Origin of the sequence: Actinomyces weissii (assembly GCF_016598775.1) — a bacterium.
Taxonomy (GTDB): Bacteria; Actinomycetota; Actinomycetes; order Actinomycetales; family Actinomycetaceae; genus Actinomyces; species Actinomyces weissii.
The window spans coordinates 1,800,082-1,824,165 of record NZ_CP066802.1; the positions used below are offsets into that span (position 1 = coordinate 1,800,082).

The 24,084-nt window shown below is 71.5% G+C and carries 15 protein-coding genes; 8 read left to right on the forward strand and 7 right to left on the reverse strand.

The genetic code is table 11. From position 1 onward, the window contains the following. Positions 1-42: 42 nt before the first annotated feature. Both JG540_RS07380 and JG540_RS07385 read left to right on the forward strand, forming a co-directional pair. On the forward strand, positions 43-1,266 hold the full coding sequence (locus tag JG540_RS07380) for a YlbL family protein (RefSeq protein ID WP_407648361.1): 1,224 nt from the start codon (positions 43-45) through the stop codon (positions 1,264-1,266). 340 nt (positions 1,267-1,606) lie between these two features. Next, positions 1,607-2,608, forward strand: coding sequence for a thiamine biosynthesis protein ThiF (locus JG540_RS07385; protein WP_200275009.1), 1,002 nt, complete (start codon positions 1,607-1,609; stop codon positions 2,606-2,608). Positions 2,609-2,844: 236 nt separating this feature from the next. Here JG540_RS07385 and JG540_RS07390 read toward each other — a convergent pair whose 3' ends face one another. Both JG540_RS07390 and nudC read right to left on the reverse strand, forming a co-directional pair. After that, positions 2,845-4,914, reverse strand: a complete 2,070-nt coding sequence (locus tag JG540_RS07390; RefSeq protein WP_200275010.1) for an ATP-dependent helicase — start codon at positions 4,912-4,914, stop codon at positions 2,845-2,847. 61 nt (positions 4,915-4,975) lie between these two features. Further along, the gene (gene nudC / locus JG540_RS07395) at positions 4,976-6,343 is read right to left on the reverse strand and encodes an NAD(+) diphosphatase (protein ID WP_200275012.1); all 1,368 of its coding nucleotides are present in this window, start codon (positions 6,341-6,343) and stop codon (positions 4,976-4,978) included. Positions 6,344-6,584: 241 nt separating this feature from the next. On the opposite strand from nudC, the gene JG540_RS07400 reads away from it, so the two are divergent. Beyond that, on the forward strand, positions 6,585-7,772 hold the full coding sequence (locus JG540_RS07400; RefSeq protein WP_200275014.1) for a cysteine desulfurase family protein: 1,188 nt from the start codon (positions 6,585-6,587) through the stop codon (positions 7,770-7,772). Between the two features lie 166 nt (positions 7,773-7,938). On the opposite strand, the gene JG540_RS07405 is transcribed toward JG540_RS07400, so the two are convergent. Then, entirely contained in the window at positions 7,939-13,371 is a 5,433-nt protein-coding gene (locus JG540_RS07405) for a ZmpA/ZmpB/ZmpC family metallo-endopeptidase (RefSeq protein WP_200275016.1), read from the reverse strand. A 258-nt stretch (positions 13,372-13,629) separates the two neighbouring features. Between JG540_RS07405 and mnmA the strand changes: the two genes are divergently transcribed. Next, positions 13,630-14,748 (forward strand): tRNA 2-thiouridine(34) synthase MnmA, encoded by a 1,119-nt coding sequence (gene mnmA, locus JG540_RS07410; protein ID WP_200275018.1) that lies wholly within the window; start codon positions 13,630-13,632, stop codon positions 14,746-14,748. A gap of 66 nt (positions 14,749-14,814) precedes the next feature. Here the strand turns inward: mnmA and JG540_RS07415 are convergent, their stop codons facing one another. Beyond that, on the reverse strand, positions 14,815-15,987 hold the full coding sequence (locus tag JG540_RS07415) for a DDE-type integrase/transposase/recombinase (protein WP_200275020.1): 1,173 nt from the start codon (positions 15,985-15,987) through the stop codon (positions 14,815-14,817). Between the two features lie 486 nt (positions 15,988-16,473). On the opposite strand from JG540_RS07415, the gene JG540_RS07420 reads away from it, so the two are divergent. After that, positions 16,474-16,752 carry a DUF1540 domain-containing protein gene (locus JG540_RS07420; RefSeq protein WP_200275022.1) on the forward strand — a complete coding sequence of 93 codons (279 nt, stop codon included), beginning with the start codon at positions 16,474-16,476 and terminating at the stop codon, positions 16,750-16,752. A gap of 108 nt (positions 16,753-16,860) precedes the next feature. Here the strand turns inward: JG540_RS07420 and JG540_RS07425 are convergent, their stop codons facing one another. The 3 genes from JG540_RS07425 to JG540_RS07435 form a co-directional block, all read right to left on the reverse strand. Further along, the gene (locus tag JG540_RS07425) at positions 16,861-17,745 is read right to left on the reverse strand and encodes a hypothetical protein (protein WP_234042739.1); all 885 of its coding nucleotides are present in this window, start codon (positions 17,743-17,745) and stop codon (positions 16,861-16,863) included. Positions 17,746-18,113: 368 nt separating this feature from the next. After that, on the reverse strand, positions 18,114-19,091 hold the full coding sequence (locus JG540_RS07430) for an electron transfer flavoprotein subunit alpha/FixB family protein (RefSeq protein ID WP_200275024.1): 978 nt from the start codon (positions 19,089-19,091) through the stop codon (positions 18,114-18,116). A gap of 97 nt (positions 19,092-19,188) precedes the next feature. Continuing rightward, entirely contained in the window at positions 19,189-19,947 is a 759-nt protein-coding gene (locus JG540_RS07435) for an electron transfer flavoprotein subunit beta/FixA family protein (protein ID WP_200275026.1), read from the reverse strand. 103 nt (positions 19,948-20,050) lie between these two features. Between JG540_RS07435 and glgX the strand changes: the two genes are divergently transcribed. The 3 genes from glgX (at position 20,051) to JG540_RS07450 (ending at position 23,929) form a co-directional block, all read left to right on the forward strand. Further along, positions 20,051-22,369, forward strand: coding sequence for a glycogen debranching protein GlgX (gene glgX, locus JG540_RS07440; protein ID WP_407648305.1), 2,319 nt, complete (start codon positions 20,051-20,053; stop codon positions 22,367-22,369). A 50-nt stretch (positions 22,370-22,419) separates the two neighbouring features. Continuing rightward, positions 22,420-23,553, forward strand: coding sequence for a tryptophan--tRNA ligase (gene trpS, locus JG540_RS07445; protein ID WP_200275030.1), 1,134 nt, complete (start codon positions 22,420-22,422; stop codon positions 23,551-23,553). 97 nt (positions 23,554-23,650) lie between these two features. Beyond that, positions 23,651-23,929, forward strand: a complete 279-nt coding sequence (locus tag JG540_RS07450; protein WP_200275031.1) for a hypothetical protein — start codon at positions 23,651-23,653, stop codon at positions 23,927-23,929. The last annotated feature ends 155 nt before the right edge of the window (positions 23,930-24,084 follow it).

The following is a 24,084-nucleotide window of genomic DNA, read 5'->3' on the forward strand; positions in this document are numbered from 1 at the left end:
TGGGCAGGCCTCACCTGGGCAGATCCCAGCCGACGGGCCATGATGGTCCCCGTGACTGCGCCTGATGAAGCACACCCGCACTCCGCTAGGCCCCTGACCGCGGACCCGCTCCAACAGCCCCGGGAGCCCGCGGCGCCCCCTGCGCCCGCCCCCGGGCCGGAGGGGCGGCCTCGGCGTCGGCTGCGGTGGCTGCTGGCAGGAGCGCTGGTGCTGGTGCTGGCCGCGGCGCTCATGGCCCGGCTGCCCCAGGGGAAGGTCATTGAGAGCCCGGGTCCCACCTGGGACGTGCTGGCCAGTACCCCGGGCACTGACGGGCAGCCGGGCACGGACCTGATCGCCGTCAGCGGCGCCCCCACCTACGCGACCTCCGGGCAGATGCGTATGACCACCGTGTCGGTCAGCGGCTGCCCGGGCCACCCGATCACCGGCCTGGACGTGATCGTGGCGTGGCTGTCCCCGGACCAGCGGGTGGTGGACCGCGAGCAGATCTGCCCGGCCTCCTTGAGCCAGCAGGACATTGACGAGCAGTCGCACTTGCAGATGACCTCCTCCCAGGACTCCGCCGTGCTGGCCGCCCTGATGGAGTCCGGGGCCGCCACCTCCATGACCTTGACGATCAACGGCGGCACCACCGAGCAGGCCCAGGCCCTGTTCCAGGAGGGGGACGTGCTGCGGGAGATCACCGTCTCCGGCACCAAGACGACGCTCACCAGCTTCGTGCAGCTGCGGGAGCTGCTGGCGGCCACTCCCGTGGGCACCCCGGTGGAGCTGGGGCTGGAGCGGGGCGGCCAGCCCACCAGCGTCCAGCTCACCACGCAGCCGCCGCAGGAGGAGGGCCGGGCAGGCTCGGTGCTGGGGGTGCTGATCAGCGCCAAGGCCGACTCTCAGGTAGAGGCTACCTTCGCCCTGCAGGACGTGGGCGGTCCCAGCGCCGGCATGATGTTCGCCCTGGGGATCGTGGACAAGCTCACCCCCGGCCCCATGCTAAGCGGGCAGGACCTGGCTGGCACGGGCACCATTGACATCGCCGGGAAGGTCGGCCCGATCGGTGGCGTCGTCCAGAAGATGAAGGGGGCGGCGCGTGACGGCGCCACGGTGTTCCTGGCTCCGGCCGCCAACTGTGACGAGGTGGTGGGTAACGAGCCTGAGGGCCTGACCGTGGTCCCGGTGAGCACGCTGCACGAGGCGGTTGAGGCCGCCACGCTGGTGGGCCAGGGCTCGACTGCGGGCCTGCGCAGCTGCCAGGCGGTGCTCTCCCAGGGCTGAGGCGGACGGCACCTTGGGAGGCGGCCCCTAGGAGGCGAGGCAGTCCCGGTCTCGCGAGACCGGGACATATGGCTCCCGAGACCGGGACATATGGCTCACGAGACCGGTGACGCCTGTGGATAACTGGGGTGGGTCGCCCTCCAGCACCAGTAGCGACGACCTCTACTTAGTGCACCCTTACCGAACTCGCGGTACGTATGTCCCGGTCTCGCGAAGGCGGGAGGGCTTTCCGGCCCAGTTGTCCACAGATCTGGGGCCACCGTCCCACGGGCGGGCACACGGTGCCACGCTTCTGCCACCTGGTGCCTCCCCTGCGGGCACCAGCGGCAAGGAGGTTGTCATGCATCTGCGTGCCGGTGCACCGGTACTGTGGCGGGACGAGGGCGTCTGCCAGGTCGGCTCCACGCCCGGGCGGGCGGTCGTCGTCTCCGGCCTGGACCGTGGCGAGCAGCGCCTGCTGGAGCGCCTCTCCGGCTCCCCGGACCCGATAGACCTGCACGCCACGGCCCCGCAGCTGGGCCTGCCCCGTAAGCGCGCCGAGGACCTGGCCCGGCTGCTGCTCCTGGCCGGGGTGCTGGCCCCGGACCGGGTCCCCTGCCCGGTGGGGGCTGACGAGGTGTACTGGGACGCCCTGGTTGACGACGCCCGCGCGCGCAGCCGCCGTCTGTACCGGTCGGTGGTGGGGGTGCTGGGGGCGGAGCCGGTTCCCCGCCCGACCATGGCGCCCCGGGCCGGGCGCAGCCAGCCGCCGGTGTCTGCCGGTGGCACCGGCCCCGTCCCGGCTCCGGACCCACTGGCCCTGCCCCTGGCCTGCCACCTGGCGGTGGCGGGGGTAGGCACGTTGCTGCTGCACGGTGACCGGGCTGGCAGCCAGGTCCTGCGCAGCCGTTATCCGGCGCTGGTGCAGCACGCCCCCTTGGGCACCCGGCCGGACCTGACGGTGAGCATCGCCACGGGCGCCACCGACCTGGTGCAGGAGCGCCGTCTGCAGCAGGAGGACCTTAGCCACCTGCTGGTCACGGTGCGGGAGACCGGGGTAGAGGTGGGGCCGCTGGTGGTCCCCGGCCGCACCCCCTGCGGCATGTGCCTGGAGATGTGGCGGCGTGACGCCGACCCGGCCTGGCCCACCCTCACGCTCCAGCTGCGCAGTGTGCCCCGCCCCGCCCTGGAGTCCCTGCTGACGGAGCAGTGCGCGGCCCTGGCCGCCAGGATGGTGCTGGACGCCCTGACCTCCCGGGGCCGTGCCTGGTGGGGCACCAGCGTGGAGCTGACAGCGGTGGACCCGCTGGGGGCGGAGCGCCGGTGGGAGCCGCACCCGGACTGCGGCTGCCTGGACACCTGAGCCGCGCTCGGCACCGGCCTGGGCGCCCCCGGAGCCAGCTCAGCCTGCGGGCTGGGGGACCCCGCTGGGCAAGACCTCCCGGTCCCGCTGGGCCGCCCGGCTGCTCGGCGGGGCCTGCAAGGTGGCGGTCCTGCCTTTCTCGGTGCTGCGCAGGGAGAGCCGGCTGGGCGGGGAGGCCTAGGCCCACCAGGCACCTGGGTTGACGGGCTCGCCTGGCTGAGCAAGACCGCCCGGGATTACTGGGCGGTCTGCTGGGAGGACACGATCTCCAGGACCTCCTGCCCGTAGCGCTCCAGCTTGACCCCGCCCACCCCCTTGACCTGGGCCAGCTCCTGGCGGCTGGCTGGGCGGGTCAGGGCGATCTCCCGCAGCGTGACGTCCGGGAACACGGTGTAGGCAGGCAGGCTGGCACTGGTGGCCACCTCCTTGCGCCACTGCTTGAGGGCGCTGAACAGAGCCAGGGTCGCGGCGTCGGACTCCTCCTCAAAGGACTGGGCGCGGGCCTTGCGCAGCTGGGCGGGGCTAGGGGCCGGGACCTCCTGGGGCCAGGTGCCCCGCAGGAATCGGGAGACCTGCCGGGAGGGGCGGCCCCCGGGGTTGCGCGCGCGGGCGTAGGACAGGACCAGGTGGTCCCGGGGGCGGGTGACCCCCACGTAGAGCAGCCGCCTCTCCTCCTCCAGCTCCTCGGTGGAGCGGGCCTGCCGCAGGGGCAGCAGGCCGTCGGACAGGCCCACGATAATGACGGCGTCCCACTCCAGGCCCTTGGCGGTGTGCAGCGGGGAGAGGGTCACGGAGTCCACGCGCGGCTCGTACTCGTTCTGGGCGCGGTCCAGCAGCTCGGCCACGAAGCCCTCCAGGCTGGCCTCCGGGTGCGTGGCCTGCTCCTCCGCCAGGGACACCAGGGCCTCCAGCGAGGCCCAGCGCTCCCGGGCGGCGCCCTCTGTGGCGGGGGCGGTCTCGGACCAGCCGCAGTGGCTGAGCACCTTCTTGACGTCGGTGAGCAGGTCGCCGGTGAGGGTGTCGGCCTCGGTGCGGGGGGCGGCGCGCAGGAAGGCCATGGCCTGCTTGACCTCCTCCCGGCGGAAGAAGGGGGCTCCTCCACGCACCACGTGGCTGATACCGGCCTGCGCCAGCTCCTGCTCCAGCACCGGTGACTGCGCGTGGGTGCGGTAGAGCACCGCGATCTCCGACAGGGGCACCCCGGCGGCCCGCAGCCGGCGCACCTGCTCGGCCACCGCCTGGGCCTCGGCGACGTCGTCGTCATGGGCCAGGAAGAGCGGGGCGGGACCGGAGGGGCGCTGGGACACCAGGTGCACGGCCCCGTGCGGCAGCCCCCGGGGAGCACCGGGCCGCACGGGAGTGGACAGGACCTGGTTGGCCATGGCCACGACCTGGGGGGTGGAGCGGTAGTCACGGCTGAGGGTCAGCACCCGCGCCCCGGCGTAGCGGTGGGGGAACTCCCGCAGGAAGCGGGGGGTGGCGCCGGTGAAGGAGTAGATGGTCTGGGAGACGTCCCCCACCACGCACAGCTGGCGCCGTCGCCCCAGCCACACGTCCAGGAGCCGCTGCTGGAGCGGGGAGACGTCCTGGTACTCGTCCACCACGAAGTGCTTGTACTGGCCGCGTACCGCCTCCGCGATGTCCTGGCGGTCCAGGAGGATGCCGATCAGCACCAGCAGGGTGTCCTCGAAGTCCAGCACGCCGCGCTCGGACTTGGCCTCCTCGTAGGCGCTCAGGAGCTGGGCGACGCGGGCGGGGGGCTGGTCGGCCACCCCCACGCGCCCGGCGGCCTGCGCCACCTGCTCGTAGTCCTCCGGGAGGGTGAGGGTGACCTTGGCCCACTCCACCTCCGCCGCCAGGTCCCGCAGGGCGGTCTTGTCCACGCTGATGCCTAGCCGCTGGGCGGCGGTGGCCACCAGGGGGAGCTTGCCGGGCACCAGCTCGGGCAGGTAGCCGCCCACGGCGGTGGGCCAGAAGTGGCGCAGCTGGCGCAGGGCAGCGGAGTGGAAGGTGCGGGCCTGCACGCCCGGCACCCCCAGGGAGGCCAGGCGGGAGCGCATCTCCCCGGCGGCCCGCTTGGTGAAGGACAGGGCCAGGACCTGGCTGGGCTGGTAGGCCCCCACCTGCGCCCCGTAGGCGATGCGGTAGGTGATGGCCCGGGTCTTGCCGGAGCCCGGTCCGGCCAGCACGCTCAAGGCCCCCTCCAGGTGCTCAGCGACCTGGCGCTGGTCCGGGTCCAGGGCGTCAAGCAGCGCCTCCGGCTCAGGAGGGCGGCGGGAGGCTCTGGTGGCAGGCGTGGAGTTCATCAGGCCCAGCCTGCCACGGGGTGCTGACACTTTTCCCGGTAGGGGACGGTGGCGGCCCGGCTCACTGCGGCAGCGGTCCGCCGAACCAGTCCTCCATCAGCGCCCGGGCGATCGACGTCGCCCCGGGCAGGCCGATCCGCCCGGCCTCCAGGGCCTCCACCAGCTCGGTACGGGAGAGCAGCAGGGCGTCGGTAACCTCCTGCCCGTCGGGCACCGGCCGCTGCTGCCCAGGTACCAGGCGGGCCCGGTAGGCCAGCATGAGGGAGCGGGGAAAGGGCCAGGGCTGCGTGGAGAAGGGCTCCACGCTGGCCACCTGCAGCCCGGTCTCCTCCGCCACCTCCCGCAGCACCGCCTGCTCGGCGCTCTCCCCGGCCTCCACGAAGCCTGCCACCACCGAGTAGCGCTGCTGGGGCCAGGTGGCGCCGTGCACCAGCAGCAAGCGGTCCTGCTCGTCGGTGGCTGCCGTGATGACCGCCGGGTCGGTGCGGGGGAAGTGCAGGGCCCCGCAGGCCTGGCAGCGGCGGGCCCACCCGGCCTGCACGGCGCTGAGCGGCCCGCCGCAGGCCGGGCAGAAGCGGCTGCGGGCGTGCCAGGCGGCCAGGGCGATGGCAGGGGCCGCTAGTCCGGCGTCGTGGGCGTCCAGCTCAGCGCCGACGGCGCGCAGGGCGGTGAGCGGGTACCGGGCCAGCAGGGACAGGAGCCCTGGGTGCGGGTGGGCGGCTCCTTCCGCATCCGGCACACTGCCGCCAGTGGGGGCGCCCAGGGTGGCGCCGGTGCCCAGCAGGGCGGCGTCCGTGGCGGTCTCTGGGGGCACGACGACGGCGATCCAGGAGGTGGGCCTCGCAGGCTGTTCCTCCTGGCCCAGGTAGATGGCCTGCGGGCTGTCGGCAGGCGGCGGCGGTTGCCGTTCCGAGGCCGGCCCGGGCGCTGCTCCGGCCTCTGCCAGGGCGCTCTCAGCCAGGGCGCTTTCTGTCAGGGCAGTCAGCAGGCTGGCTGGGAGGTCGGCGACGGCCAGCGGCGCCAGCCTCAGGCCGCGCATGGCCCCGTCCCCTGGGGAGTCCTGCTGCCAGACGGCCCGGTCGGCGTCCGAGGGGACGGCGGGGGTCAGGCCGTCGTCGGGCAGGTCGGGGGTGCCGGTCGGGGCGGCCAGGCTGACGCGGCCACGGGGGTCTACCAGCAGCACCCGGGTGGAGGGTGCCTTAAGCAGCCTGGCGAGCAGGCCCGGCTGGCTGCGGCGTGCGGCGTCGCGGTCGGTGCTGTGACGGGACAGGGAGCGGAACCAGCCCGGCGGGTTGACGGGGGTACCTGCTCTGTTGGCGGGGGTACCCGGCTGGGCGGTAGGGCCTCCTGACGGGGCAGCCAGCGGCGTGGTGGCCGGGGTGGTGCTGGGGGCGCTCGGGCCGGAGGGCTGGTCTGGGGACGGGCTCATGGCACCACTTTGCACCCTGCGCCCAGGCGCCGCGGGCAGGATCCAGTCTCCAGGGGGCGGCCCGGCTGGGTACCGCGGCCAGGTGGTGTGGTCCGGGTACAGGGGTCAGGTCGGCTTGCCACTGCGGGCGGGCTGGAGACGGCGGGGGCAGACCAGCTAGGCGCTGTGCCCAGCCGCCGCGGGCAGGCTGCAGACGCCGGCGGGCAGACCGGCTGGGTACTGCAGCGTCTAGGGTGGTGGGATGCGCACCTACCTTGACCACGCCGCCACCTGCCCGGTCCGCCCGGAGGTCGCTGAGCAGCTGGCCCAGGACCTGCGTGACGGCCTCCCGGGGGCCAATCCGGCGGCCCTGCACGCAGCAGGCAGGCGGGCGGGGGCGCTGCTGTCCCAGGCCCGGGCCCGGCTGGCGGCGGCGCTGGAGGTCCACCCCCATGAGGTGCTCCTGACCAGCGGGGGCACGGAGGCGGACGCGCTGGCCGTGTGCGGCCGGGCGCTGGCCGGTCGGGAGGAGGGGCGCCGGACCTTGGTGCTCTCCCCCACTGAGCACCCGGCGGTGCTGGACAGCGCCCGGGTGGCCCAGGAGCAGCTGGGGGCCGGGCTGCGCCTGCTGGAGGTGGACGCGCTGGGCCGGGTGGTGCCCGCCTCGGTGGCGCAGGCGGTTTCCGACGGCGGGGTGGCGCTGGTCAGCGTCATGGCGGCCAATAACGAGACGGGGCTGGTCCAGGACGTGGCGGGACTGGTGGCCGAGGTCAGGCAGGCCAGCGGCCAGGACCGGCCGGGCCGTCCCGGCTACGTCCCGGTGCACTCGGACGTGGTGGCGGCCCTGGGGCGGGTGCCGGTGGACTTCCACGGCTGGGGCCTGGACGCGATGAGCCTGAGCGGGCACAAGCTGGGGGCACCGGTGGGGGTGGGGGCGCTGGTGGCGCGGCGTGACCTGGTGCTGCGGGCGCCCGTCGGCGGGGGCAGGCAGGAGCGGGCACTGCGCTCGGGCACGCAGGACGTGCTGGGGGCGCGCGCCCTGGCGCTGGCGGTGGAGCTGGCGGTGGCGGAGCGGACGGCGCAGGCCGCCCGCCTGGAGGCCCTGCGCGGCCGCCTGGTGGCGGGGGTGCTGGCGCTTCCGGGGGCGCGAGCGACCTTGCCGCCTGAGGCACCGCACCTGCCGGGCACGGCGCACTTCTGGTTCGCGGACACCGACGGCGAGGCGCTGCTGATGGCACTGGACCTGGCGGGGGTGGACGCCTCGGCGGGCTCAGCCTGCCACGCGGGGGTAGCCCGGCCCAGCCACGTCCTGCTGGCTATGGGGCTGCCGGAGGCGGCAGCGCGGGCCACCTTGCGCTGCTCCCTGGGGCCGACGACGTCGCTGGCGGAGGTGGAGCGGCTGCTGGAGGTACTGCCAGCTGCGCTGGAGACGGCGCGGCGGGCCCGCTGAGCGGCTAGGGGCTTTTCTGTGGGGCCCGCGTCCTCGGTCTTCCCGCCCCCGCGGCGCCCAGTACGCCCAGCCCTGCCGCGCGTGCCCGCAAGTTCTAGCGCGACAAGGGACGGTCCCCTGCCCCACCTGGCTCGGTGGGTCAGGGGACCGTCCTTTAGGGGCTGGCTCAGCCCCGCTGCCTGCGGTAGGCGACCAGCACTCCCCCGCTGACCAGCAGTCCGGCCAGGAGGATCAGGAGCTGGAAGGCGTCCGTACCGGTGCGCGCCAGCCCCTTGCCCTGCTCCTTGACCTGCTGCTGCGGCAGAGGCGTAGCCGTGCTGGTGGCGGTCGGCTCCGCGCTCGCCGAGGCCTGCGGCGTGGGGGTCTCCTTAGCCTGTGGGGTGGAGGTCTCCGAGGCCTGCGCAGTCGGCTTAGCCGTGGCCAGTGCTGTCGGTTTGGTGGAGGCCTGCGGGGTCGGCTTGGTGGAGGCCTGCGGGGTCGGAGCCGACGATGCCTGCGCTGACGGCTTAGCCGAGGCCGTAGCCTGGCTCTGGGCCGTTGGCGTCGGGCTGGGGCTGGCCTTCTGACCGGGCCCCAGGCTCAGGGCGGGCAGGGTGATGTTGGCCTTGCCCTGGGCGCTGATGCTGGCCTCGGGGCGACCACCGTCAACCGGCGTGTAGAACAACGACACCGTAAAGGCCTGGTCCTTACGGGTGTCCACCTCCGGGGTCCCAGAGATCACGCAGGCGTCCCCGCCCGTGGACAGGGCTACCACCAGGCCAGCAGGCAGACCCTGCGCCTGGCAGCGCAGACCCTTCGCGGCACCCGGGTTGCTGACCGGCACACTAACCGCAGCCAGAGCCTTGCCCTTGACCCCAACAACCCCAGGCACCACACCCAAGGACGGAGCCACAGAACAACCATCAACACCCACCTGAGCACCAGCTGGAGTCCCTGCACACTTGTCGGCCTCGTCGAGCACGCCGTCAGCGTCGTCGTCCTGCTTGGTAGAGGGCCCCAGGCTCAGGGCGGGCAGGGTGATGTTGGCCTTGCCCTGGGCGCTGATGCTGGCCTCGGGGCGCTTGCCGTCAACCGGCGTGTAGAACAACGACACCGTAAAGGCCTGGTCCTTGCTGGTGTCCACCTCCGGGGTCCCAGAGATCACGCAAGCGTCCCCAGACGGCGCCAGCGCCACCACCAGGCCAGCAGGCAGACCCTGCGCCACGCAGCGCAGACCCTTCGCGGCACCCGGGTTGCTGACCGGCACACTAACCGCAGCCAGAGCCTTGCCCTTGACCCCAGTCAGCTCAGGCACAGCCCCCAGAACCGGAGCCAGCGCACAACCATCAGCACCCACACGCACACCAGACGGCGTGCCCTCACAACGGTCACTGACATCAGCCACACCATCGCCGTCATCATCCTGCAGGATCGACCCACCAATATTGAAAGCAGGCAGACGCACACTGACCACACCCGGCCCACTGACACTGGCCTCCGGGCGACCACCGTCAACCGGCGTGTAGAACAACGACACCGTGAAAGCCTGGTCCTTACGGGTGTCCACCTCCGGGGTCCCAGAGATCACGCAGGCGTCCCCGCCCGTGGACAGGGCTACCACCAGGCCAGCAGGCAGACCCTGCGCCACGCAGCGCAGGCCCTTCGCGGCACCCGGGTTGCTGACCGGCACACTAACCGCAGCCAGAGCCTTGCCCTTGACCCCAACAACCCCAGGCACCACACCCAAGGACGGAGCCACAGAACAACCATCAACACCCACCTGAGCACCCACCGGCGTGCCCTCACAAGCATCCACGCTATCCACCACGCCGTCGCCGTCGGCATCCTGCGCCGGGGCCGTGAAGGTGTTGGCAAAGCTGATGCCCTGGACCACGGCACCGGCCTTGCGGAAGGTCGTGGTGGCTACGAGCCCCAGCCTGGTCGGGAAGTCGGGGTTCTGCTCCACGGTGACCGTGACCTCGACGGGCTCCTGGTCGTAGGTGACGCCCGCGGCGCCCTTGTCCACCTGCCTGACAGTGAACCTGTAGACGCCCTCAGCGCCGATGCTCCAGCGCCCCAGGTCCGCGGAGCCGTCGTCACCGACAGGCACCTCACCAGAGGGCAGGCCAGTAACCTCGACGGCGGTGTCGTTGTCGGGGTGCGGGGTGACGGTGACCGCGAACTCCCCTGCGGTAAGGGTCTTGGGCCGCCCGGCCTCGCTAAGGGTGACAGCGGCTACCGGGGCGACCTTGGCGGTGGTGTCCACGGCCTGCAGCCTCCAGGCCCCCCGGTCATCCTTGACCAGCCTGTAGGGGCTGCCTGCGGGCAGCAGCCTCACCTCCGGCTCCAGAGCGGGGTCATTGGTACTTACGTATGCCTTGCCCAGGTACTCGCTGTAGTCCCAGTCACCTTTGTACACCTCGTAGGAGATCGTCTCGCTGGTGGCACCTGACAGGAAGGCACCCTGGTCCCCGATGCGCACCAGTCCGCTGCCTGTTGACTCACGCACGCTCGTGATGGTCTCGGCCACGTCCAGCACGGTCTGGTCCTGCAGGTTGAGGACGTCCGAGATAAGGAGGTCCTTGCTTCCATCAGCCAGGGTCACACGTGCCTTGTTGGCCAGGGTGAGGTTGTTGACCTCGTCCATCACCACGCCGCTGAGGGACGCGCCGTCAAAGGTCACCGAGCTGTCACCCGTCTTGGTGGAGCCTGCAGGGTTACGCACGATGTTCACGAAGTCCGACTTGGAGACCAGGTCTACGGCCCCGTTGCGGACAGGCCCGTTCGGAGGTGACAGGAACACGCCGTCCTCCACCCTTATGAGCCTGCTGTCCAGGACGATGGACGCTGGCGTGCTCGAGGCCGTGTCCAGGTCGCCGACGATGATGGACTTGAAACGGGTCTGGTCGGTGGCGTTGCGCACCACGACCTCCGCCTTGGGCCCGGGAGCCCGGTCCCCCTTGGTGCCGGTTACGATCACCGGGCGCTGGCCGGTCTGTGACTGGGAGACGCGGGTGGTCACCTTGTCCAGCACCAGCTTGTGCCCGCCCGCGTAGATGGTGCCGGAGGCGGAGCTCTCCTGGAGCATGACCAGGTTCATGTCTCTTATGGTGACGTCTGCCGCCACCTCGATGTCCTGGCCACGCAGGACCAGGGTGTGCCCGGTGCCGTCCAGGGTCACGGCCTTGTCCAGCAGCACGGAGGCAGCGGTGCCGTTGACCGTGACGTCCTCCTTGAGCTTGACGACGTCCCCCGGGCGGGCGTTCCTCATGGCCGTAGCGATGTTCTGGTAGGGCTGCTCGTAGGTGCCTGCACCGGAGCCGTCCGACTCGCTGCCGTTACGGACCCACAGCTCGCGCGCCGTAGGCTCACGGTAGATCGAGCTACGGAAGTCGTCGGTGTCCAGCAGGTAACCGCGGAAGATCTTGTGCTTGAGGGTGTTGACGGCTGTGACGCCCTCGGTCTCGACGGTGACGCCGTTGGCGCGGTTCTGGGCGAGCCTGGTGACGTCAGCCTTGACGGCGGTGGCCATGGCGGCGCGGATCTCCTCGACGTCAGCGAAGCCTGCCACGGCCTTGAGGTCAGACAGCCTGGCCCCTCGCTGTGCGTACACCGCCTTCTTGAAGGCAGCCATGCTGCCGCCGTGCTCAGGCATGATGGCGGCCAGGGCGACGGCGTCGTTGGGGTACTGGTCAGAGGCGTAGGCGACCATGCCCCGCTCCCAGCCGTACTCGCCCAGCATCTCGTGGGCGTAGCGGCGGAAGAGGAAGTCTCCTACGGCCTGGGCGTCGTTCTGCAGGCCCGCGTAGACAGGCTCGTAGAGGGGCACCACCACGTAGTCGTTGCTCTTTACGGTGAGGGCCGTGGAGGCCTTTCCCTTGGCGCTCAGGCGTCCGGCCACGATGCCGTGGTCCACCAGGTCGTTGACGGTCCTGAGGCTGGTGGCCTCCTCCAGGTCGATGTGGGTGAAGGAGTCGGTGGTGCCGGGGGTGCCTGACTCGTCGGGGTCGGGCACCTGGGTGACCTTGCTGAAGGCCACAGCCTTCTCCTGGGGGGTCAGGGCGAGGGTGGCCTCCGCCTCCAGCACCTCCAGGGAGTAGATGACGTCCATGAGCCCTCGCATGTACTGCCCCAGGTCCGCGGAGGACTGGAAGCGTGAGGGGGAGGCGTTCTGCACCCGTCCCTGCCCCAGCTCGAAGGCGGTGTTCAGGTTGAAGAAGGGCGCGTACTCCGAGGCCCCCGCCTCAGTGGCCTGCGTGTTGTCCATGGACTCGAAGAAGCCCCGGGCGTAGGCCTCGATCTTGACACCTTCACGACGCTTGTGTCCGTTGAACCAGACCTTCTCGTCGAAGATGTGGGTCATCTCGTGGGTGAAGGTGGTAACACCATTGTCAGAAAGGGCCTCGTAGAGCACCAGGTCGATACGCCGGTCGATGGGGCTGGCCTGGCCTCCGATGAACTGGTAGCTGCCCCACAACCCAAGCGGGCCGAAGAACTCCAGGACGCCGGGGTCGGCGTCGGGGCCGTGCTGCGGTGACCAGCGCGCGGCGGGAAGGAGACCAGCGGACCGGGGGGCCTTGAACATGCCGTCGCGCACGACCACGACAGGCCCCTCCCCGAAGCCCTCCGGGGTGGCGGAGACACGCTTCCACATCTCCACGAAGGACTGCTGGTTCCTGGCGTACCGGGACAGGGCGCTCTTCAGTGCGGGGTTGTCTGCACCGCCGTAGCCAGAGGTCAGCCCGTAGGTCACGGAGTGGTCCACGCTCAGGGCGTAGACGCTGGGCGAGCTCAGGGCCAGCAGCGGCAGCAGGTGGGAGCGCAGCCGCTCATCGTTCTCCATCTGCTCGTAGAGGGTGGTGCTGCCGCCCTCGTGGATGACGGCCTTGGTGCGGGACCTGAACCAGCTGCTGGGGGACACGGACGGCTCGTACCTGCTGACCATCTCGCTCAGCCAGGTGGTCACGCTCCGCCCACGGGGGTCGACGGCGTTGGAGAAGATCCGGGAGGCCTGGCTCGGTTGCGCCCCGAAGTGCTTGATCTGGGCCAGCCGCTGCAGCCGGACCACCGGCGTGCCGTTCTGGGCCCCGAAGGCCTCCTGCGGCTCGAAGAGGATGAGGTCCTTGAGCTTTCTGCCCCCGACCTCAGCGGAGTAGTAGTGGTCCAGGTAGGTCAGGGCGAACAGGATCTTCTTGGCGTCGCGCCTGAGGATGTCAGCGGTGACGAACTGGTCCTTGGAGATCAGCTCCCGCATGCGCGTGCCCAGGTCAGCCTTCAGGGCCTCGAAGTCCTTGCGCATGGCCAGCTGGTCCATGTACCGGGGCCACAGCGACTGCTCCACCTCCTGCTCGGTGGCCTCCCGGCCCAGCCTCTCCTTGAGCGCGGTCCTGGCAGCATTCTTGTCGAGGGAACGTATACGGATATCCAGTATGGAAGCCAGGTCGTCGTAGGTGATGGCCTCATAGTCGCTCCTGACCTGGTCGTACAGGCCTGGGTCCGCCGCCCGGGCCTGCACCACAGGCACGACGAGGCTCAGCAGGAGGACCAGGACGAGCCCGATCCCGGTAGCTGCTCCCGACCCCGGCCTGCTGGCCCTCGTCAGTGAAAGGTCCTGGTCCATCTGTCTCCCTACCTCAAGGCGCCCGGCGTTTCCGCAGAAGGTCGGAGATACCTGGCCGCCGCCCGGCGCGAACCTAGCATGTTGATTGCTTAAGGCGCCTAGCCAGCAGGTAACGATCGGGACTCAGCACCGCCAGGCGCAGCAGGTACCCTGCCTGGGGCTGGGGACCCTGCCTGCACGGGCCCCAGGCACCTGAGCCCCGCCCCTAGGCACCAGGCCCAGGCAAGCGGCAGACCGCCGCCGTCGAGAGGAGAGCAGATGCGGGTACTGGCCGCCCTGTCCGGGGGCGTGGACTCCGCCGTCGCCGCCGCACGCGCGCAGGAGGCTGGTCACGAGGTGGTGGGTGTGCACATGGCCCTGACGCGCAACCGGCCCGCCAGCCGCAGCGGCTCCCGGGGCTGCTGCTCGATCGAGGACGCCTCTGACGCCCGCTGGGCCGCGGAGATCCTGGGCATCCCCTTCTACGTGTGGGACCTGTCCGAGGACTTCGAGCAGCGGGTGGTGGCGGACTTCCTGGCTGAGTACCGGGCGGGACGCACCCCGAACCCCTGCGTGCGCTGCAACGAGCGGGTCAAGTTCGACGCCCTGCTGGAGCGCGCCCTGTCCCTGGGCTTCGACGCCGTAGCCACCGGCCACTACGCGCGCCTGCGCGGCGGGGCCGCCGCCGGGCAGCCGGGAGAGGCTGACAGCCTGGTGCTGGAGCGTGCCGTCAGCACCGCCAAGGACCAGTCCTACGTGCTGGCGGTGTCTGGGCGTAGAGGGCTGTCCCGGGCGCTGTTCCCCCTGGGGGACGCGCCCTCCAAGGAGGCGGTGCGGGCTGAGGCGCAGCAGCGGGGGCTGCCGGTGGCCGACAAGCCCGACTCCTACGACATCTGCTTCGTGGCCGACGGCGACACCCGTGGCTTCCTCACCCGCTCGCTGGGCACCAGCCCGGGCACCCTGGTCTCCCCCGATGGTGAGGTGCTGGGCACGCACGCGGGCTACTTCGGCTTCACGGTGGGACAGCGCAAGGGCCTGGGGCTGGGACGCCCCGCCCCGGACGGCCGCCCCCGCTACGTGGTGGAGACGCGGCCCGCCACCAACGAGGTGGTGGTAGGGCCGGAGGAGCTGCTGAGCCGCTCCCTGGTGGAGGGCACCGACCTGGTGCTGCTGGCTGATCCCGAGCAGAGCGGGACGGGCGCGGGCTGGCAGGCGGTGGCGGTGCAGGTACGGGCCCACGGGAGGCCGGTGCCCGCCGACGTGGTGGTGGACCTGGAGTCTGGCAGGCTGCGGGCCAGCCTGCACGAGCCGCTGCGAGGACTGGCCGCCGGTCAGAGCGTGGTGGTCTACGGCGGCCCCACCGGCCAGCAGGTCCTGGCCCAGGCCACCGTCTCCTGACCCTTCTCTTCTCCCGCGAGACCGGGACATATTGTGTTGTGTCATGACTTCTGGCAGGTGTCTGGGTCATGGCTTCTGGCAGTGGGTGAGGTTGAGGTATCTGGTTGGTGGGGGCCAGGTGATGGTTGTCAGGGGCTGGTTTCGGGTCAGGTCGGTCAGGGTCAGTAGTCCGGGGGTGTGGGTCAGGCTCAGGGTGCGTCCTGCCATGGCTGTGCCCAGGTAGAGGGTGTGTCCCTGGTAGGACAGGACCCCGCGCTGGCGCACGGTGCGTAGGGGGGCGTGGTGGTGTGGCAGGAGGGTGGCCGGGTCGATCGGTGTGGTGGGGCCAGGGGCCTGCTGCGTGGCCTGCCAGGCCTGGGCCGGGGTGCACCTGGGGGTGTGGGCCTGGTGGGGGCGCTCGTGGTTGTAGTAGTCGCGCAGCTCGTGCAGGCTTGTGTTGAGCTCCTCGCACGAGCAGGGGGCGGGGCGGGCCCGCAGCCACTGCTGGACGACCTGGTGGGCCCGTTCGACCTTGCCCTGTGTCTGGGTGTGGGCGACCCTGCCGGAGACGGGCAGGACTCCCAGGTCGGCCAGGTAGCGCTCCGTGGCTGACAGCCTGCCCAGCCGGTGGGCGGGGAAGGCCGCGCCGTTGTCGGACAGCACGCACGCCGGGGGGCCGTAGCGGCTGACGGCCTGGGCCAGGGTGGTTATGGCTCCCTGGGTGCTCTCGCCCCCGGCAAAGGCCTGCAGGGCCACGCACAGGCGGGTGGCGTCGTCGATGACCTGGTAGATCGTCACCGTCCCGATTCTGGGCAGGTGCCAGGCGATGGCGTCGATCTGCCACAGCTCGTTGGCCCGGGCGCGTGAGAAGCGCGTGTAGGAGGCCCTGGGCCGCTTGCGGCGGTTCGTGCGTGACAGGCCCAAACGGGCCAGGATGCGGTTGACCGTGGAGACTGAAGGCAGCGGGCTCACACCGGCCCGCTGCAGGTGGAAGACGATGGTCTGGGCCCCGGCGTCGACCCCTAGAGCGGTCAGCTCGGCGTGCAGGGCCGCTACCGCCTCCACGGTCTCCTCCCCGTAGACCCGCCAGGGGTGGTGCGGGGCGCGTGAGGCAGGCAGGAGAGCCTCCCGCCCGCCCTCGCGCCAGGCGCGGCGGATGCGGTAGAAGGACCGCACCGAGATCCCCAGCCGCTCGCAGAAGGCCTCGACCCTCTCACCACCACCCGCACGGAACTCGACAACCTTCAACCGGACGGACACACGAACCTCACGAGCCATCCCCGAGCATGACAGGCCCGAGACAACTCAACACATCTGGCACTGCCAGAAGTCATGAGACATCACAAGACCGGGACATATGGACCGCGAGACCGGGACATATGGACCGCGAGACCGGTAAGGGCACCCTAAGCCAGGCCAGGCACACCACCCCCCTTACCGCCCCCGGTCGCATTCCTAGACACGCGGCACACCTCTCCCTAGCAAGCCCTGCCTACCCTCCGCCAGCCCAGCCTCACCTCACCCTTTTACGAAATACGCAACATGCCCAAGACGGCGTTACGTAATTCGTCACACTCCCTTTGCAACACCACCAGGGACACGACTTTTCCCTGCAAATGCGCCATTCCCCCACCTTCACCAAAATCGCCTCAGACAACGCTTGCCCGCCCGCCCCCAGATCCCTACCTTGATTTACGTAAATGACCGGTTCGAAGCAGCTCCGGTCCCTCCGAAAGGAAGTCCGCCATGAAGACTGCAACCGAGATCAAGTCCTGCGCTGCCACCACCTGCGCCTACAACCGCGGCGGCTGCACCGCCCTGGCCATCACCGTCGGCGGCGACGCCACCCCCGCCTGCACCACGCTCGTCACCCTCGACGCCCGTGGCGGCCTGCCCGTGGCCCAGGGCAAGGTCGGCGCCTGCAAGCGCCTGGAGTGCGTGCACAACACCGACCTGATGTGCACCGCCGAGGGCGTCAAGATCGGCTCCGGCACCGCCAGCTGCCTGACCTACGAGGCCCGCTGAGGCGCCGCGGCCCCGCCACCCGGCTCACGACGACGAGGGCGGTTGTCCTGCCACGCAGGACCGCCGCCCTCAAGGTCTGCCCACGCCCGGTCCCGGCCTACTGCCAGCTCAGGCTCCCAGCAACCCGGAGACCATGGTCTCTGAGACCAGCTCCCCCAGGTGCCGCCCTACCTGGGAGGGCTCGGTGGTTCCCGACGGCGTCAGCAGCTGCACGGTGACCGTCTCCAGCTCGCCCAGGCGCATGAGGGTCACTCCGTAAGGGGACACGTCCACGCACAGGACCCGCCCGTGCAGCTGCTGGCACAGGCCCGCAGAAGGACGCCGTGAGCACACCACCCCCGGGGTCCGCCCCGTGAGCACCCCGGAGACCAGCAGGTCCAAGGCAATCTCCCCCAGCGCGCAGACCTCCTCCTGCGCGGAGGCCGTGTCCGCCTGCGACCACAGCAGGGCCCCGGCACCGTCGCTGGCCGGGTCCAGCACCTGGGCGATGCTGTGCCCTCCGACCCCCAGAGGGTCGTGGACGGTGACCCGGTCAGCCACGACCACGCCCAGGCGCCCCCGCTCCGCACCAGCCAGGTCCTGCAGGGCCGCCAGCGGGCTGTCTCCGGTGAGCGGGCAGTGGCAGGTGGCCGAGCCGCCCGTGAGCAGGCGCGCGGCGGCGGCGTCGTCCAGCCAGGAGAGCAGGCCGAGCAGGTGGCAGCTGGCGGTGGTGACACGCAGCCCGGCGTCGGCGGCCTCCATCTCCACGTCCATACGCACGGCCACCGGCTCCCCGCAGGGGACGGCGGCCAGGGGGTGGTCGGGGGCGGGAAGGGCGGCCACGATCACCTGGCCCGAGCTGTCGAAGGCGTGCAGGACCATCTGCGCAGGCGCCTCCGGGGCCAGGCGGTAGGAGGACAGGGAGGCGGTGCCCGCGCCGGACAGGAGGCGGCGCGCCATGCGTCGGGAGGCGACGGCGGGGTAGGCCGTACTGGCGGTGGCTGGGTCGCTCACGTGCTCGTCCTTGGGTCTGCTCGGCTGTCCAGGTAAGGCTAAACTAAGCACACCCTGGGGCCTGCCACAAGCCGCGTCGTCTCCCCCGTCCGCAGCCGCGCAGCCGTCAGCCCTTCCGCCCGTGAGACTCGGCCACCCTGCCCGCCAGCACGAGCGTCCCCGGGTCCGCCCGCAGAGAGCCGCCCGCCGGGCAGGAACCCCGCCCACGAGCCTCAGCCGCACCACCGCCGACCACGGCAGCTTCGACGCACCTCAAGCCGCTCACCGCCGGGGACGCACGGCCCAGTGCGAGCGGAGTCCTGCGGCAGCCCTCGCAGAACCCCACCCGACCGGCAGGCGAACCACCCGGCAGGAATCAGGAAGGAGTCTCAGCCGCGCAGCCGCGCGAGCTCGCTGACCAGCTGGGGCACCACCTCGGTGACGTCACCCACCACGCCGAAGTCAGCGATCTCAAAGATGGGGGCCTCAGAGTCGGAGTCGATAGCCACGATGGTCCCCGCCCCCTGGATGCCGGAGGTGTGGTGCACCGCGCCGGAGACCCCCAGGGAGAGGTACAGGCTCGGAGAGATGGACACGCCGGTCTGTCCCACCTGGGCGCTGCGGTCGATCCAGCCCTCGTCGCAGGCCACGCGGGTCGCGCCCACGGCCGCCCCCAGCGGCTCGGCCAGGGAGCGCACCAGCTCCAGGTCCCCCTCGGTCCCGCGGCCCATCACGACGACGGTGCGCGCGCTGGCCAGGTCGGGCCCGCTGGCGGCGTGGGAGACCTCGCGGCTGACCAGGCGGACAGCGGCGGACTCGGGGCGCAGTGAGACCTCCAGGGGCTCGGCGGCCAGGGGCTCGGCGCTGAGGGGGGCAGGCACCTCCACGCTGCCGGGACGCACGGCCAGGACCGGCGGGTGCCCACCGGTGCCGAGGGCCGCGGTGGTGCTCCAGGAGCCGGAGAGCACGAGCTTGGAGGCGCGCAGCCCGTCCTCGTCCACCTCCAGCTCGGCGACGTCGCTGACGCAGGCGGATCCGAGCAGCAGGGCGGCGCTCCCGGCGGCCTCCTTGCCCCGGTAGTCGGAGGTGACCAGTACGGCGGCGGGCCCGGTGTGCTGCACGGCGGCCACCAGGGCGTCGGCCACGGGGGCGGCCAGGCAGGCACGCTCAGCCAGCTCGGCCACGAGCAGGCGGGTGGCGCCGTGCCCGGCCAGGAGGGCGGAGGCGCTGGCGCTCACGGGGGCGAGGGCCAGGGCGAGGACGTCGCCGCTGGTCAGGCGGCGGGCGGTGGTGAGCAGCTCGGCGCTGGCGGGGGTGGGCTGGGACTCGTCGGTCTCCACCAGGACGAGCACGGGGGTGTTGAGCATCTTGGGACTTTCTGGCCGGGGTGGGTGTCAGGCGGGTGCTTCAGGCGGGGGCACCAGGTTGTGCGACGGCGCTCCAGCGCAACGGCGCGGCGGCAGCTCAGACCAGCTGCTTGTCGACGAGCCAGGCCGCCAGCTGCGCTCCGGCCTGTCCGGCGTCGGTGATGATGGTGCCGGTCTCACGGGCGGGGCGGGCCTGGGCCTCGACCACGGCGACGGCGGGGGCGTGGGCCTCCAGCCCTAGGTCCGCCAGGCCCCACTCCTCCACGGGCTTCTTCTTGGCGGCGCGCATGGCGGCGAAGTTGGGGTAGCGGGGCTCATTGGCCTGGTCGGTGACCGAGACCAGGGCGGGCAGGGGGGCGGCCAGGGTCTCGGTGACGGTGCCCAGGGTGCGGGTGACGGTGACCGTGCCGTCGGCCACCTCCAGCCGGCTGGCCAGGGTCAGGGCGGGTACCTGCAGGGCGGTGGCCAGCGCCCCGGGGAGCATGGAGGTCATGGAGTCCAGGGCGGACATGCCGGTGACCACCAGGTCCACGTCCCCGATCTGCTTGACGGCGGCGGCCAGCACCCGGGCGGTGGTGGGCACGTCCGCCCCCTCCAGGGCCTCGTCGGTGACCAGCACGCCGCTGTCGGCGCCCATCTGCAGGGCGCGGCGCAGCCCGTCCTCGGCGTCGGCGGGCCCCATGGTCAGGGCCACGACCTGCCCGTCCAGCTCCTCGGCCAGGGTGACGGCGGCCTCGACGGCGTTCTCGTCCAGCTCGTTGAGGACGTCCTCCTCACCTCGGACCAGGACACCGTCCTCCAGGCGACGATCAGACTGCACGTCGGGCACGTGCTTGACAGCGACGACGATCTTCATGGGCCAAGCCTGCCACAGCGCCGAAGGCCCAAAGTTGAGCGGTCGATCACGACAGGGGGTAGCACGCTAGCGCCACTGACCGTCTTTCACCACAATGGCAGGCATGTCCTTGCCGATTCTCCCCGCAGCGGAGCCTGCCAACCAGGCCGCACATAGACCTCACCTGCTCGGGGCCACGCCCGTTCCGGGCGGGGTCGACTTCGTGGTGGTGGCCCCCCGGGCCACGGCGGTGGACCTGTGCCTGGTGGAGACCGACGACGCGGGCGCCGTCGTCTCGGAGCGCCGGGTGGGCATGCGCGGCCCCGCGCTGGGGGCCTGGAGCGCGCACGTGGAGGGCGTAGGCCCGGGCCAGCTCTACGGCTACCGCGTGCACGGCCCCTGGAACCCCTCTGAGGGGCTGCTGCACAACCCCAACAAGCTGGTGCTGGACCCCTACGCCCGGGCGGTCGCCGGGCAGGCCCGCCTGGAGCCGAGCCTGTACGCGCACGAGGTGGACGAGGACCTGCACCCCACCTTCGTGCCCTTCACCCCCTCCCCCCTGGACTCCCTGGGCGCGGCCCCGCTGGGAGTGGTGGTCGGCGAGCAGTTCCCGGTGGTGCCGGGCCCCCGGGTGCCGCGTGAGGAGCGCGTGATCTACGAGGCGCACGTAAAGGGACTGACCCTGAACCTGCCGGGCGTGCCGGAGGAGCTGCGCGGTACCTACGCGGGACTGGCGCACCCGGCCACGGTCACGCACCTGCGCTCCCTGGGGGTCACCACCATCGAGCTGCTGCCGATCCACGCAGCCTTCTCAGAGCCCTTCCTGCAGCTGCAGGGCAAGCGCAACTACTGGGGCTACTCCACCCTGTCCTGGTTCGCCCCGGAGCCCTCCTACGCGACGGCGGCCGCGCAGGCCGCGGGCCCGCAGGCGGTGCTGGCGGAGGTGCGCGGCATGGTCTCGATGCTGCACGAGGCCGGCCTGGAAGTCATCATGGACGTGGTCTACAACCACACCTGTGAGGGCGGGATCGAGGGGCCGACCCTGTCCCTGCGGGGTCTGGACGACCGCGGCTACTACCTGCACGCGCCCTTCCACCGCGGCCAGTACTACGACGTCACCGGCACCGGCAACACGGTGGACTTCCGCAACACGCGCGCGGTACAGCTGGCGCTGGACTCCTTGCGCTACTGGGCGGGTGACGTCGGGGTGGACGGCTTCCGCTTCGACCTGGCCACGACCCTGGGCCGGGAGGGCATGGACTTCCGTTCCCACCACCCGCTGCTGGTGGGGATGGCGGCGGACCCGGTGCTCTCGGGGGTGGTCCTGATCGCAGAGCCCTGGGACATGGGACCGGGCGGCTGGCGCACGGGCGAGTTCCCCTCCCCCTTCCAGGACTGGAACGACCGCTACCGGGGCACGGTGCGCTCCTTCTGGCTGTCTGACGCGGCGGAGATCTCCAAGGGGCGGCCGGGGGCGGACCTGCGGGACCTGGCTACGCGCCTGTCCGGCTCCCCGGACCTGTTCGGGCACGGCGACCTGGCGGGGGGCCGCGGCCCCCTGGCCAGCGTGAACTTCGTGACGGCCCACGACGGCTTCACCTTGCGGGACCTGACGGTCTATGACCACAAGCACAACCTGGCCAACGGCGAGGACAACCGGGACGGCACAGACGACAACCGCTCCTGGAACCACGGTTTTGAGGGACTGGTCCAGGAGGGGCTGGACATGGGCCCGATCGAGGTGCTGCGGCACCGCTCGGCCCGCAACATCCTGGCCACGCTGTTCGTGTCCGCAGGCACGCCCATGCTGCTGGGCGGGGACGAGATGGGCCGCACCCAGCAGGGCAACAACAACTGCTACTGCCAGGACTCCGAGCTCAGCTGGGTGGACTGGGACCTGGACAGCTGGCAGCGGGACCTGGTGGCCACCACGCGCTTCCTGATCGGGCTGCGGGCGCACCACCCGGTGCTGCGTCCGGCGGTGTACGCCACCGGCTCCCCGGCCCCGGGGGACTCGATCCCGGACCTGTCCTGGTACCGGGCCGACGGCGCCGAGATGACGCCCGAGTCCTGGCACGACCCGTACTGCCGCTGCGTGCAGATGCTGCGCTCGGGCGCCCCGGTGGGTGACGACGACCTGCTGGTGCTCATCAACGGCGCCCTGGACCAGGTGGACTTCACGCTCCCGGAGGGCCGGGGCACGGACTACCACCTGGTGTGGGACTCGAACTGGCCGGTGCCGCGACCGCACACCTCGGCCTTCGCCCTGGCGCACCGGGTGCGCCGTCCCCGGGCGGCGGCCTCGGTGGTACGTGGTGCGGGCAGCGGGCCGCTGCCGCCGTTCGTAGGCTGCCGCCATGACCGGCCGGGGGACACGACGTCGGTGGACGCGCTGACGGTGCGCATCTACCTGTCCGGCGAGCACAGCCTCCCTACCCCTTGACTCAAGTGGGCGTGAATGACGCCGTATCCCGTGCCCCTAGGATGTCCCCCATGACGCAGCCCCAGACGCCCACAGCCCCTGCCGCCGCCAGCGACGAGGAGTCCCTGGCGAGCTCCACCAACGAGGCCTCCCTGGCCCGCTCCGTGGCCCGCAGCGCCGAGATCGAGGCTGACCTGGACGTCAACCCGGGCCGCTACCGCATGCTCACCGGGGTGCGCCCCACCGGCAACATGCACCTGGGGCACTTCTTCGGCACCATGAGCTCGTGGGCCACGATCCAGGACCGGGGGGTGGACACCTGGATCCTGGTGGCGGACTACCAGGTGATCACTGACCGGGACGCCGTGGGGCCGATCCGCGAGCGCGTGCTCTCCCTGGTGGCAGACACCCTGGCGGTGGGCGTGGACCCCAAGCGCTCCACGATCTTCACGCACTCGGCCGTGCCCGCCCTGAACCAGCTGATGCTGCCCTTCCTGTCCCTGGTGACCGAGTCCGAGCTGCACCGCAACCCCACGGTCAAGGCGGAGCTGGAGGCCACTGACGGGCGCGCCATGAGCGGCCTGCTGCTGACCTACCCGGTGCACCAGGCGGCGGACATCCTCTTCTGCCAGGCCAACCTGGTGCCGGTGGGCAAGGACCAGCTGCCGCACCTGGAGCAGGCCCGTCTGATCGCCCAGCGTTTCGACAAGCGTTACGGGCGGGCGGACAGGAAGCGCCCGGTGTTCCGCCGTCCGGAGGCCCTGCTGGGTGAGGCCACGCTGCTGCTGGGCCTGGACGGGGAGAAGATGAGCAAGTCCCGTGGTAACACCATTGAGCTGCGGATGACGGCGGACGAGACCGCCAAGGCGCTCAGGAAGGCCAAGACTGACTCCGACCGGGTCATCACCTACGACCCGGTGGGCCGCCCGGAGGTGTCCAACCTGCTGCTGCTGGCCTCCCTGTGCGGGGCGGGGGCCCCTGAGGAGATCGCGGAGCGGATCGGCGACGGCGGGGCCGGGCGGCTCAAGGCGGTGACGACGGAGGCGGTCAACGAGTTCTTCGCCCCGGTCCGGGCGCGCCGCAGCGAGCTGCTGGCCAATGAGGACCACCTGCTGTCGGTGCTGCGGGCCGGCAACGAGAAGGCCAACGCGGTGGCGGACGAGACCCTGGACGCGGTGCGCACCGCCATGCACATGCACTACTGAGTGCTGCTCCGGCTCGCCCGCCCCGTCCAGCAGGTCGGCTCGCGCCCGGCGTGCGGCTGGCACACATGAACGAGCCATGCGCCTGCAGGAGGCTCCTATGAGGGAGCGACGACGTCCCCGGGCCGTGGCGGTCTGCTACGTCCTGGCTACGTGCGCGGTGGCGGCCGCAGTGGGCCTGGTGGCGACCGCCCTGGGGCACGGCCGTAACGCTGCGCTCATCCTGCTCGCCGCCCCCGCCCTGGGTGCCCTTGGCGCCCTGACGCTCGCGTGGGCACGACGTGCCGGCGCAGACGGCTTAAGCCCAGGCGACGCCTCTGAGGACCACCAGCCGCCTAGCCCCGAGGCACTGTCCTCCGAACAGGCAGAACAGGTATGACTCGTGCCCTGGTATGTTCGCGGGCCATCCGACCGGCCCAGCTGGGCGACGGATCACCTCCTGGCGCGTCTGAAGGAACATGGTGGTCCTCGCCCGTGAGTGGCAGCCTGCGGGGCTGACCGGGCACGGAGAGGACCAGATAGCTTAAGGAAGCC